At 71.0% G+C, this 11,908-nt stretch carries 7 protein-coding genes and 3 pseudogenes; 7 read left to right on the top strand and 3 right to left on the bottom strand.

The annotated features are described in order from the left end of the window. Together NKF06_RS17140 and NKF06_RS17135 are read left to right on the top strand one after the other, a co-directional pair. On the top strand, nucleotides 1-244 hold a 244-nt coding region (locus NKF06_RS17140), incomplete at its 5' end, for a coenzyme F420-0:L-glutamate ligase (protein ID WP_253246097.1). 30 nt (nucleotides 245-274) lie between these two features. Then, nucleotides 275-1,261: a 5,10-methylenetetrahydromethanopterin reductase gene (locus NKF06_RS17135; RefSeq protein ID WP_253246096.1), complete on the top strand. Its 987-nt coding sequence runs from the start codon at nucleotides 275-277 to the stop codon at nucleotides 1,259-1,261. Here the strand turns inward: NKF06_RS17135 and NKF06_RS17130 are convergent. Continuing rightward, entirely contained in the window at nucleotides 1,215-1,451 is a 237-nt protein-coding gene (locus NKF06_RS17130; RefSeq protein WP_253246095.1) for a hypothetical protein, read from the bottom strand. The two genes, NKF06_RS17135 and NKF06_RS17130, sit on opposite strands and share 47 nt — an antisense overlap. Before the next feature lie 153 nt (nucleotides 1,452-1,604). Between NKF06_RS17130 and NKF06_RS17125 the strand changes: the two genes are divergently transcribed. Continuing rightward, on the top strand, nucleotides 1,605-1,916 hold the full coding sequence (locus NKF06_RS17125) for a hypothetical protein (protein WP_253246094.1): 312 nt from the start codon (nucleotides 1,605-1,607) through the stop codon (nucleotides 1,914-1,916). Nucleotides 1,917-2,050: 134 nt separating this feature from the next. Here NKF06_RS17125 and mutL read toward each other — a convergent pair. Together mutL and mutS are read right to left on the bottom strand one after the other, a co-directional pair. Further along, nucleotides 2,051-3,741, bottom strand: a pseudogene (gene mutL / locus NKF06_RS17120) (DNA mismatch repair endonuclease MutL). Beyond that, nucleotides 3,738-6,523: pseudogene (gene mutS / locus NKF06_RS17115) on the bottom strand (DNA mismatch repair protein MutS). The pseudogenes mutL and mutS overlap by 4 nt, the downstream one beginning before the upstream one ends. 184 nt (nucleotides 6,524-6,707) lie before the next feature. Here mutS and NKF06_RS17110 point away from each other — a divergent pair. From NKF06_RS17110 to NKF06_RS17095, 4 genes and pseudogenes are all read left to right on the top strand, one after another. Further along, nucleotides 6,708-7,664 (top strand): AAA family ATPase, encoded by a 957-nt coding sequence (locus NKF06_RS17110; RefSeq protein WP_253246093.1) that lies wholly within the window; start codon nucleotides 6,708-6,710, stop codon nucleotides 7,662-7,664. 5 nt (nucleotides 7,665-7,669) lie between these two features. Continuing rightward, nucleotides 7,670-8,698 (top strand): DUF58 domain-containing protein, encoded by a 1,029-nt coding sequence (locus NKF06_RS17105; RefSeq protein ID WP_253246092.1) that lies wholly within the window; start codon nucleotides 7,670-7,672, stop codon nucleotides 8,696-8,698. A gap of 31 nt (nucleotides 8,699-8,729) precedes the next feature. Continuing rightward, complete coding sequence (locus tag NKF06_RS17100; protein ID WP_253246091.1) at nucleotides 8,730-11,030, top strand: transglutaminase domain-containing protein; 2,301 nt, start codon at nucleotides 8,730-8,732, stop codon at nucleotides 11,028-11,030. Between the two features lie 52 nt (nucleotides 11,031-11,082). After that, nucleotides 11,083-11,908: pseudogene (locus NKF06_RS17095) on the top strand (hypothetical protein); the annotation flags it as partial.

Here is an 11,908-nt window from a genome sequence, read left to right as displayed (position 1 = left end):
CCTCGCGCGCTGGCGCGGCGAGGCCGACCGTGACGGCCGCGAACTCGGCGTCACCGTCGAGAGCGTCGTGGACGAACTCGCCGCGGCCGCGAACCTCGTGCAGGGCGAGGGCGACGGCGGCACGCCCGTCGTCGTCGTCCGCAACTTCGAGTGGGGCGACCACGGCGAAAGCGACGCCCACTTCCGCGACATCGACGGCGACTTCGTACGACAGGCGCTCCGCGAGTGGCGCTACGACCCCTGACGACTCGCTTCACCATTCCACGCTCACACCATGCTCGGACTCGAACTCACCCCGGAACATCCGGTCGACGATCTCGTCGAACTGGGCACGCAGGCGGAACGCGAGGGCTACGACTCCCTGTTCGTCTCGTGCCACTACAACAACCGCGACCCCTTCGCGGTCCTCGCGCGACTCGCGGCCGAGACCGACGACATCCGCCTCGGCCCCGGCGTCGCCAACCCCTACGAGCTACATCCCGTGACGCTCGCCGGCAAGGTGGCCACCGTCGCCGAGGCCTCGGGCGGCCGCGGCCTCCTCGGTATCGGCCCCGGCGACCCCTCAACGCTCCGCAACCTCGGCCTCGAAGACGAGCGCGGCCTCCGGTCCGTCTTGGAGGCGTTCAAAGTCGCACAGCAGCTCTGGGACGGCGAGCGCGTTACCCACGACGGCACCTTCGAGGCGACCGACGCCGGCCTCAACTTCGACGTGCCCGGCGAGGTGCCGGTGTACGTCGGCGGCGAGGGCCCACACATGTGTCGCATGGCCGGCAAGCACGCGGACGGCCTGCTGTTCAACGGCTCGCACCCCGACGACCTCGCGTGGGCCAGAGAACAGGTCGATATCGGCGTCGAGGACCGCCCCGACTCGCGCGGCGAGTTCACCCTCGCCGCCTACGCCAGCGTCTCCGTCTCGGAGGACGCGGACGCGGCCCGCGAGGCCGCCCGCCCGCCGGTCGCGTTCATCGCCGCGGGGGCGGCCCCGCCGGTCCTCGACAGACACGGCATCGACGCCGACCGCGCGAGCGACATCGGCGAGAAGATTTCAGCCGGCGCGTTCTCCGAGGCGTTCGGCCTCGTCACGCCGGCGATGATAGACGCCTTCTCGATGGCCGGCACGCCGGACGACGTTGCCGATCAGATGGACGCGGTGCTCGAACACGCTGACGGCGTTGTGGTCGGGTCGCCGATCGGACCCGACCTCGAAGAAGCGATTACTCTCGCTGCGGCGGCTTACCGGTCGACGAACCGACGCCGATAAGTCCGAGTTCCGCGCCGATTGCGCCGAGGGTGACGTAGGCGAACGCGCCGACGGCGAGGAGGATGAAGATGTTGCCGAAGAGGAAACTCACCGTGGAAAGCGGGTCGCTCAGCGCCACGTCGGCGAAGGTCACCACCAGTTCGAGGACGCTCGTGAGGAGCGCGATGACGAAGTCCGTGAGTGTTGCCATGCGCGACTCTCGGGAGTCGGGGGTATTGATTGTGTGGGTTTCGCACGGCGCTCACGCGACCGGTAAAACTCGCCTCGCCCCGCGGTTCGCGGCGGCCGTCCACCACGCCGCTCGGTCGGCACCGATAAGGACCGCGCCCGCGGACGCTGAGTCATGCCGAACCGCTCGCTCGACGACTTCGCCGGCGGCGACGACGCCGCGGCTACGGACGCCGAGACAACCTCGGACACCGAATCAACTTCGGATGCCGAATCAGCTTCGGACCCGACTCCTGCCGACGATGTTGACGACTCACCCGATGCCGGCGACACCGATGCCAACGATACCGACGACCGCGACGTGAGCACACTCGCTACCTATCGGTGGACACCCGAGGCCGCGGCGTGCCCCCGGTGCGGCGAGTCGGTGCAAAAGCGGTGGCTCGACGGCGACGAGTACGTCTGTTTGGACTGTAAGGACTGGTAGCGGCCGGGCGCGCAACGCTAGTCGCTATCTGGTAACTATTTCTGTCCGAGCCACCGCGCCACTTCGAACGACTCCGTCGGGGTGGCTCGGCAACGTTGCTCCCGCTGAGGCCTCCCCCGAGCCCTACCCGAGCCCTACCCGAGCCGACCGCTTCGCCGGCCGAAGCCGCGGACGAACGTCTTCTCGTCGATGGCGAGCACCGTCGGCCGACCGTGCGGGCAGGTGTAGGGCGTCTCGCACGAGCCGAGTCGCTCGACTAACCGCGCGGCCTCGTCGTCTCCGAGGTCGTCGCCGGCTTTTATCGACGGATGGCACGCGAGGTCTTTGAGCAGCGCCGTCCGCGGGTCGGCGTCGTCGCCGGTGGCGACGTCGGCCACCACGTCCGCGAGGCGTCCGGGGCGAACGGCCGGCCGAGCGGCGCGGGCACGGTTTCGACGCGGTAGGTTCCGGACCCGCTCCCGCCGCCGAACTCGGCGACGCGGAAGCCCAGTTGCTCCACGAGGTCGCGGTTCGCGTCGAGGAGCGCCGCGTCGGTTGGCGACAGCGAGACGGTCGCCGGCGGGTCGACGGAGACGGCGTCGATACCCGCCGACTCGACGGCCTCGCGGAGTCGCTCGTAGTTGATGCGCTCGTGGGCCGCGTGCTGGTCGACGACGAGGAGTTCGTCGTCGGCCTCACAGAGCAGGTACAGACCGCGGAAGCGCCCGATGACGCGGAGGTCGTCGAACACCGACGCGGCCTCGACGGGCGCGAGCGAGCTATCGAGGTCCATCGCCACCTCGCCGCTCCGGCGGAGGTCGGCCGTCGAGAGCGCGTCGCGGACGCTCGCCTCGACCGCCTCGGCGACCGCGTCGGCGTCTCTGAATCCCACCTCGTCCTTCGCGGGGTGGACGTTATGGTCGACCCACGCGGGCGGCAGGCGGAGTCGGACGACGCCGACCGGTTCGCGCCCGTCGGGCAGGAGCGTCCCATAGCCGTCGGCGACCGCCCGGCGAAGCCGCGGTTCGGCGAGGGCGCGGCCGTTGACCGAGACGTGGACGTGGTCGCGTCGGGAGCGCGTCACTTCGGGGTGACAGAGCGCGCCGTCGACTTCGACCGTGGCCGTCTCGCCGGCGGCCGAGACCTCCCGCGACGCGTCGAACGTCGAGGCGTGGCTCGCGGCGTCGCGGCCGTACACCGCCAAGAGCGCGTCGGCGAAGCGGTCGGTACCGGGCGTCGTGAGCGTCTCCCGGCCGTCGTGTCGCAGGACGAACCGCACGTCCGGCCGCGTGAGCGCGTAGCGGGTGACGACCGCCGAGACGCGGGCGAACTCGGCTTTCGGCGAGGCGAGCGACTTCTTCCGCGCCGGCCGGTCGGAAAACAGGCCGGTCACTTCGACGGTCGTCCCACGCGCTCGACCCGCCGGCGAAACGGTCTTTCCGTGTTCGCCGCCCGTCACCTGCTCGCCGCCGTCAACGACGACTCGAGTTCCGCGCGGGCCGCCGTCGTTCGTCGTCAGTTCGAGGTGGGCGGCGGCCGCGGCGATGCTCGGCAGCGCCTCGCCCCGGAAGCCGAGCGTCTCGACGGTTTCGAGGTCGCCGGCCGCCGAGAGTTTGCTCGTCGTGTGTCGCTCGACCGCGAGCGCGGCGTCGGCCTCGGCCATCCCGCGACCGTCGTCGGCGACGCGGATTCGCTCGGTCCCGTCGCCGCCGACCTCGATTTCGACGGTCTCAGCGCCGGCGTCAAGGGCGTTTTCGACCAGTTCGATCACGACGCTCGCGGGCCGAGCGACGACCTCGCCGGCGGCGATTTTCGAGCGCGTCTCCGGGTCGAGTCGGCGAATCATTCGAGCGTTCCTTTGAGGTCAGACAGGAGGTTCAGCGCCTCCAGCGGCGTGGTGTCCGCGAGGTCGGCCTCGCGGAGCGCCTCGGCGACGGCTTCGAGTTCGGGGGTCGGTTCGGCCGCCGCGGCCGTTGCGTTCGTCGCGGTCGTCGCGGTTGGCGCGTTTGCCGCGGTCCCCTGGTTCTGGCGCTCGCTCTTCCCGTGGCCGTTCTCCAACCCATCGACGTAGGCGGCCAGCGTGCCGTCTTCGGCAGTTTCATCGGCTTCGCCGTTCGCGGCGGCGACGCCGTCTGCGTCGGCGTCGTCCGCGATTCCGGCGTCGGTCTCATCCACGAGGTCCCGAGCGCGTGCCACCACGCTCGCCGGCACGCCAGCCAACTGCGCCACTTCGACCCCGTAGGACGACGACGAGGGGCCGTCGGCGACGCTGTGGAGGAACGTGACCTCGCCGTCGCGCCGCGCGGCGGTGAAGTGAAGGTTGAACACGCCCTCGCGGTCGTCGGCCGCGTCGGTGAGGTCGTGGTAGTGGGTCGCAAACAGCGTCGTCGCGCCGACCTCGTCGTGGAGGAACTCGGTGGCCGCGCGGGCGATGGCGAGGCCGTCGGCGGTGGAGGTCCCCCGGCCGACCTCGTCGAGGAGGACGAGGGAGTCGCCGGTGGCGTTGTGGAGGATTTCGGTCAGTTCGCTCATCTCGCGCATGAACGTGGACTGGCCGCCCGCAATGTCGTCGGACGCGCCGATGCGGGTGAACACGCGGTCGAGGACCGGCAGTCGGGCCGATTTCGCGGGGACGAAACTCCCGACCTGTGCGAGGACGCAGACGAGCGCGACCTGCCGCATGTACGTCGATTTGCCGGACATGTTGGGGCCGGTGACGAGGGCGACGCTCCCCCGCGGGAGGTCGGCGGGGTTCGGGACGAACTCGTCCTGTGCGCGCTCCACGACGGGGTGTCTGCCGCCGTCGATTCGGATGCCGCCGGTCTCGTCGCCCGCGTGGAACTCGGGGCGGGCGTAGTCGTTCGCGACCGCAACGTCCGCGAGCGTTCGGAGCACGTCGAGGTCGGCGAGCGCGTCGGCGACGGCCTGAATCCGGGCCGACTCGGTCGCCACGTCGGCGCGCACCTCACAGAACAGGTCGTATTCGAGGGCGTCGGCGCGGTCCGAGGCGCGGAGAATCTCGTCCTCGCGCTCCTTCAGTTCGGGCGTGTAGAACCGCTCCGAGTTCTTCAGCGTCTGGCGGCGCTGGTAGTCGTCGGGGACGCGGTCGAGGTTCGGGTTCGTCACCTCGATGTAGTAGCCGTGGACCTGATTGTAGCCGACTTCCAGCGAGTCGATGCCGGTGCGCTCCTGCTCGCGGGCTTCGAGGTTCGACACCCACTCGCGCCCCGCCTCGGCGGTGCCGCGGATGTCGTCTAACTTCGCGTCGAAGCCGTCGGCGATGACGCCGCCGTCGGTAATCTCCTGCGGCGGGTCGGAGACGACCGCGTCGCCGACGAGGTCGCGCACGTCTTCGAGTTCGTCCAGCGAGTCGCGGAGCTCCGCGAGGAGGGCGGAATCGGTTCCGGCGAGCGCCTCGCGGAGCTTCGGAACCCGGTCGAGCGTCGTCTTCAGGGAGCGCAGGTCGCGGGCGTCGGCGCGCTCGCGGGAGACGCGGGCGACCAGCCGTTCGAGGTCGTACACCGACGAGAGGTGCTCTCGGAGGTCGGCGCGGGCGAGTGCGTCGTCGCAGAGGGCGCCCACGGCGTCCAGTCGGGCCTCGATTCGGTCGCGGTCGACGAGCGGGCGGCGGAGCCACGCCTCCAGTCGGCGTCGGCCGAGCGCGCAGGCCGTCTCGTCGAGGACCGAAAACAGCGTGCTCCCCGCGCGGCGCTCCGTGACTCGAACAGTTCGAGGCTCCGGATGGCCGTCGCGTCGAGTTGGAGGAACTCGCGGGGGTCGAACCGCGTGACGCGGGTGACGTACGCCAGTTGCGAGTCGCCCTGGGCGTACTCGGCGTAGGCGAGCGCCGCGCCGACCGCCCGGAGTTCGGCGTCCGATTCGACCACGGCGTCCGGCTGGGGCGCGTAGGCCGACAGCGTCTCGCGGGCGGCGTCGGCGTCGAACGCGTCCGGTTCGAACGGCGTCTCCATCGGGTCGAACGAGAGGTCCGGGAGGCCGCAGTCGGGGCCGACGACGAGTTCGGCGGGCGCGAGGCGCTCCAGTTCTTCGAGCGCCAGCGCGCGGTCGGCCCCGGTGACGAGGCACTCGCCGGTCGAAACGTCCACGACGGCGAGTCCGTAGGTGTCGGTGTCGCCCTCGGCGTCGCTGTCGCTGCTCCCGCCGTCGCCGCCACCTCGGGCGACCGCGCCGAGATAGGTCGCCCGCCCGGCGTCGAGTAGTTCCTCGTCGACGACGGTGCCGGGCGTGATAAGTTGGGTGACGGCGCGGTCAACGAGGCCGGACGCCTCCTCGGCGTCTTCGACCTGCTCCGCGAGCGCGACCCGGTAGCCGGCGTCGAGCAGGCGTTCGAGGTAGCCCGCGGCGTTGTCGATGGGAATGCCGGCCATCGGCCACGTCCCGGTGGAGTCCTCGCGCTGGGTCAGCGTCACCTCGCAGGTGCGGGCGACGGCCTCCGCCGCGCCGCAGAACGCCTCGTAGAAGTCGCCGACCTGAAACAGCACGACCGCGTCGTCGTGTTCCTCGCAGAGGTCGGCGTACTGCGAGAGCATCGGCGTCAGGTCGTCTCGCACTTCCAGCATCTCCGGCGGCGCGCCGTACACCGCCTCCCGCTGGGCGTCCGCGTTCATACCCACAAGGCGGGCGGCCGAGCAATAAAAACGGCCGGGAACGACGCGGTCGGCGGCCGCTCACCCGAACCACCGCCCGGACTGGTTCGTGCACACACCCAGCAAGGTTAGGTAGACTGAGGCAATACTAACACACAGAGTCCCGCCGCCCCGCGGCACGGTCGGTGGGAAATCCGGGATATCAATGACTGATGCACATGCAGACGCCGACTTCGACCCCGCGCTCTCGGTCGAGGCGGTGTCGGATCTCGCGACACGAATCTCCGAGAACGTCGAACGGGTCATCGTCGGCCACCACGACGCCATCGAAGACATCATCGTGGCGCTGTTCGCCCGCGGCCACCTCCTCTTGGAAGACGTGCCGGGCGTCGGCAAGACGATGCTCGCCCGCGCCATCGCCACCTCGATAGAGGGAGAGTTCGAGCGCATCCAGTTCACGCCCGACCTCCTCCCGTCGGACGTGACGGGCGTGAACGTGTTCAACCAACAGACCAGCGAGTTCGAGTTCCGCGAGGGACCGGTCTTCGGGAACGTCGTCCTCGGCGACGAAATCAACCGCGCGCCGCCGAAGACGCAGGCCGCGCTCCTCGAAGTCATGGAAGAACTGCAGGTCACGGTCGACGGCGTCACCCGACGCGTCCCCGACCCCTTCACCGTCATCGCCACGCAGAACGACGTGGAACCGGACCGGACGTACGACCTCCCGCTGGCCGAACTCGACCGGTTCATGAAGAAGATTCACCTCGGCTACCCCAACGAGGCCGAGGAGACGGAACTGCTCGGCCGCGTCTCGGGCCACCATCCCATCGAGTCGCTCGAACCCGTCGCGTCGGCCGGTGACGTGCGCGACGCCCGCGAGCGCATCCTCGACGTGACGGTGAGCGAGCCGGTCCGGCGCTACGTCTCTCGGCTCGCCGCCGACACCAGAGCACGCGCCGACCTCGGCGTGAGTCCCCGCGGTTCTATCGCACTCGTCCGCGCCGCGCAGGCCCGCGCTGCCCTCGACGCCCGCGACTACGTCGTCCCCGACGACGTGCAACGCGAGGTGCGGAGCGTCTGGGCTCACCGCGTCCGGACGACCGACGAGCGCTCCGGCCGCGACGTGGTCGAGCGGGCGCTCGATACCGTTCCGGTCGAGTGAAACCGATGAGGCTCACCCTCCGCGGCTGGGTCGCCGTCGCGGTCGTGGTCGTCGGCGTCGCCAACGCCGTCGCCTACGGCCCGCGGGCGCTCAACGCCGTCGTCGTCCCGGTCACCGTCGGCCTCGTCGTCGGCGCGGTGCAGGTCTGGCGCGTCTCGCCGCCCCGCGTCGAGCGCGTCGCACCCGACGACGGTTTCCCCGGCGAAACGCGCACCGTCTCGCTCGACCTCGACGCCGACAGGCCGTTTCCGGCGACCACGACCGACGCGCTCTCGCCCGGTCTCGACGGCGACACCGCGGTCGATTCGGTCGTCGGCGACGGCCGCATCGACTACGAGGTGACCTACCGCGGTCGCGGCCCCGCGACGCTCGGTCCGACGACCGTCGTCGCCCGCGACATCCTCGGGCTGTTCTCGAAGTCGTTCACCGCCGGCGGGACGACCGAGGTGCTCGTCTTCCCGCGGGTCCGGTCGCTCGGAGCGGCGGCCCGACGAGACCTTTCGGCGCTCGCGGACGCGGGTCGCACCAACGAGCGCGCCGAGTTCGACCGCCTTCGCGAGTACGTTCCCGGCGACCCGCTCCGCGACATCCACTGGAAGTCGAGCGCCAAGTCCGGCGATCTCGTGGTGAAAGCCTACGACGACCGGGTCACGGCCGACGCGGTGCGCGTCTCGGCCGGCGCGACGGACGGTCACGAAGACGATGCGGCCGAGGCGGCCGCGACGCTCTGCTGTGCGCTCCTCGACGCCGGCGTTCCGGTCCACCTCACCTCGCCCGCGGGAGTCGTCGAGGCGACGCCCGGCGACCGCCGGCGCATTCTCGTCCACCTCTCGCGGCTCCGTTCGGGGTCGGTCCCCGACGAGACCGCCGAGGTCGTCGTCAGCGGCGACGCCGGAAAGACCCGCGTCGCGCTCGGCGGGCGCGAGACGACGTTCGACCGCCTGCACGCCGAGCGTGACGCGGCGGATTCATCGCCCCGACGCGCGGCGAGTCCCGCCGGCACCCGCAGTACCGACTCGGGGGTGTCGGCGTGAAGTCAAGTCTACTGCGCCCGGAGGTGCCGCGATGAGCACCGACACGAACCGGCGCGGCTCGGACTCGTCGCGCTCGGCTGCGAGCGCGCCGGCGTCAGCGTCGGGGTCGGCGTCGTCATCCGCGACGACCACCGTCTTCGGCGTCCCCGCCAACCTCCTCGCGACGGCGGCCTCGCTGGTCCTCATCGGCACGTTCCTCGCGGTCGTCTACGACATCACGAACGTCGTGGGTCGCCGCGACCAGTTCGTTCTCCTCGCCGCGGGGACGCTCGCGCTCGCGACCGTCGTGGGCTGGACGCTCCGCCCCAGATACGCACTCGGCCTCGCGGTCCTCATCGCCGGCGGCGGTTTCGCGGCGTACTTCCTCGCGCTCCCCGAGAGCCAGGTCGCGTTGCTCTCGCCGGAGCGCCTGCTTGCCGACACGTTCGCGCTCCTCAGCGGCCTCTCGGCGCTCCGACTCCTGTCGGCCGACGTGTGGGCGCTCGCGGTGACGCCCGGCCCGGTGTTCCTTGCGTGGTATCTCGCCGTCCGCGGGCGAATCGCGCCGGCCGTCGCAGTCGCCGGGAGCGGTCTCGGCCTGTTCGTCCTCACCACCGACGCGACGGGGACGCTCACGCTCCTCGGCGTCGGCGCGGGCATGGCCGCGGTCGGCTTCGACGGCATCGACCGCTTCGGGAGCGCCGGCGGCCAACTCGACGTGCTGACGGTCGTCCTCGCCGCGATGGTCGTCCTCTCGGCCACCGTCACGGTCCTCCCCGGCGCGGGCGGGTCGCCGGTCATCCCCGACGAGGGCGTGGCCGAGCAGCCGACCGTCGAGGCCAGTCTCGTGAGCGCGGACGACCGCATCTCCATCGTCGGGAGCATCAGCCTCTCGCCGCAGGTCCGCTTCGAGGTCCAGAGCACCTCGCCGGACTACTGGCAGACGGCGACGTTCGACCGCTACACCGGCGACGGCTGGGTCAGGACCGGCGACACCCGCGACTACGAAGGCGGCCGGTTGGCCGGCCCCGAGGGGCCGTCGCGGCTGGTCCGCCAGACCGTCACCCCGGCGACGCCGCTCGACTCGATGCCCGCGGCGTGGCGGCCCGTCGCCGTCTCCGGAGCCATCGAAAACGAGACGCTCGTCACCCAACAGGGGAACCTCCGGCCCGACCGAGCCGTCGAAATCGGCGAGACCTACAACGTCACGAGCGCCGTCCCGCAGTACACCGCCGCGTCGCTCCGGCGGACGGGCACCGACTACCCCGACGAGATTCGCGAGCGGTATCTCGCGCTCCCCGACAGCACCTCCGACCGCGTCCGCGACCGCGCCGCCGAGATAACGGGCGACGCGGAGGCACCCTACGACAAGGCCGTCGCGGTCGAGGAGTGGCTCGAAGCCAACAAGGAGTACTCGCTCCGCGTGTCCCGCCCCGACGGCGACATCGCCGAGTCGTTCCTCTTCGAGATGGACGCCGGCTACTGCACCTACTACGCCTCGACGATGGTGGTGCTGCTCCGCTCGGAGGGCGTCCCCGCGCGCTTCGTCACCGGCTACACGACCGGCGAGCGCGTCGACGGCGACCGCTACGTCGTCCGCGGGCTCGACTCCCACGCGTGGGTCGAAGTCTACTTCGAGGACACCGGCTGGGTCCGCTTCGACCCGACGCCCGCCGGTCCCCGGCAGGACGCGGAGTCGACCACCCTCAGCGACGCCCGAAACGAGGGTCGACCGGACGTCGATACCAACGAGACGAACGTCGAGTCCAACGAGACCGAACAGCCCACGACGACCGCGAACGACACCGAGACGCCGACGGAAAACGGGACCGAGACGAACTCGACGCCCGTCGACAGCAGCGCGCCGGGTCCCAACATCGACGAGCGCCTCGGCATCACGCCGACCGGCGACGGCGCGACAGCAGACGACGAGGACGACGGACTCGTCCCCGAGATGCCGTCGCGGGAGACGGTTTTCGTCGGTCTCGTCGGCCTCCTCGGCGTCGTGGCTGGCGTCAGGCGGACCCGGCTCCCGGCGCACCTCCGCTTTGCGACCGCGGCGTATCAGCGGCGCACCGACTCGCCCGCAGACGACGTGTTCCGGGCGTACGACCGCCTCGAACTCGCCCTCGAACGCGACTACCGCCCGCGTCGCCCCGGCGAGACGGTCAGGGCGTACCTCGATTCGCTCTCCCGCGTCGGCGTGGACGAGCGGACCCGACAGGTCGGCCGACTCTACGAGCGCGCCAAGTACGGCGACGGCGTCACCCGCGCCGACGCCGATGAGGCCGTGGCCGCGGCGAACGCCGTCGTCCGCGCCCGTCTGCCGCTCGTCAGACGCTGGGCGGACTGAACGGCGGGAAGAACCGCGTCACTTTTTCTGCGTGCGCTCGCACGAACGGTCAATGGCGACACGAGACGCTGTCTTTGCAGTCCTGTGTGCCGCCCTCTGTGTGCTCGCCGTGGTCGCGCCGACCGCGGCCGCACAGGAGGGCTCCGCGAGCGGTCCGGGCGTCGAACCACTCGTCCAGCAGGGCGTCGAACCGGACAGCACGCGAATCGTCGTCGAGGTCTCCGAGAGCGGCGACGCCCGCTGGGAGATTCAGTACTGGACCCGGCTCGACGACGAGAACACGACCGAGGCCTTCCAGTCGCTCCGAGACGACGTGCGGGCCAACCCGGACGACTACACCTCGGCGTTCGCGGAGCGCATCGCCTCGACCGTCGGGGCCGCCGAGAACGCCACCGGCCGGGAGATGAACGCGACGAACGTCTCGGTCTCGGCGGAGACGCGGTCGCTCCCCGATAGCTTCGGCGTCGTCTCCTACTCCTTCGAGTGGTCCAACTTCGCGGCGGTCGACGGTGACCGCCTCGTCGTCGGCGACGCCATCGAGGGCTTCTTCCTCGACAGTAGCTCCCGGCTCATCCTCTCGTGGCCCGACGAGTACGGCGCGACGACCGTCGAACCCGCGGGCGACGAGACGCGCGAACACACGGTCATCTGGCGCGGCTCTCAGACCGAGTTCGTCTCGGGCGAGCCGAACGTCGTCCTCGGACGCGGCGCGGGCGGTCCGGGAACGACGGCAACGGCGACGGCGACCCCGACCGACTCGGAGACACCCGCCCCGGGTGACGACCCGTTCCCGACGACGACCGCGCTCATCGCGCTCGCCCTCGTCGTCCTCGTCGGAGCCGGCGTGCTCTACCTCCGCTCGCGGAGCGCGCTCGGCG

Origin of the sequence: Haloferax sp. AB510 (assembly GCF_024136985.1) — an archaeon.
Classification (GTDB): domain Archaea; phylum Halobacteriota; class Halobacteria; order Halobacteriales; family Haloferacaceae; genus Haloferax.
Note: the sequence above shows the minus strand (reverse complement) of the source record. Positions and strands in the feature narration are given on the sequence as shown.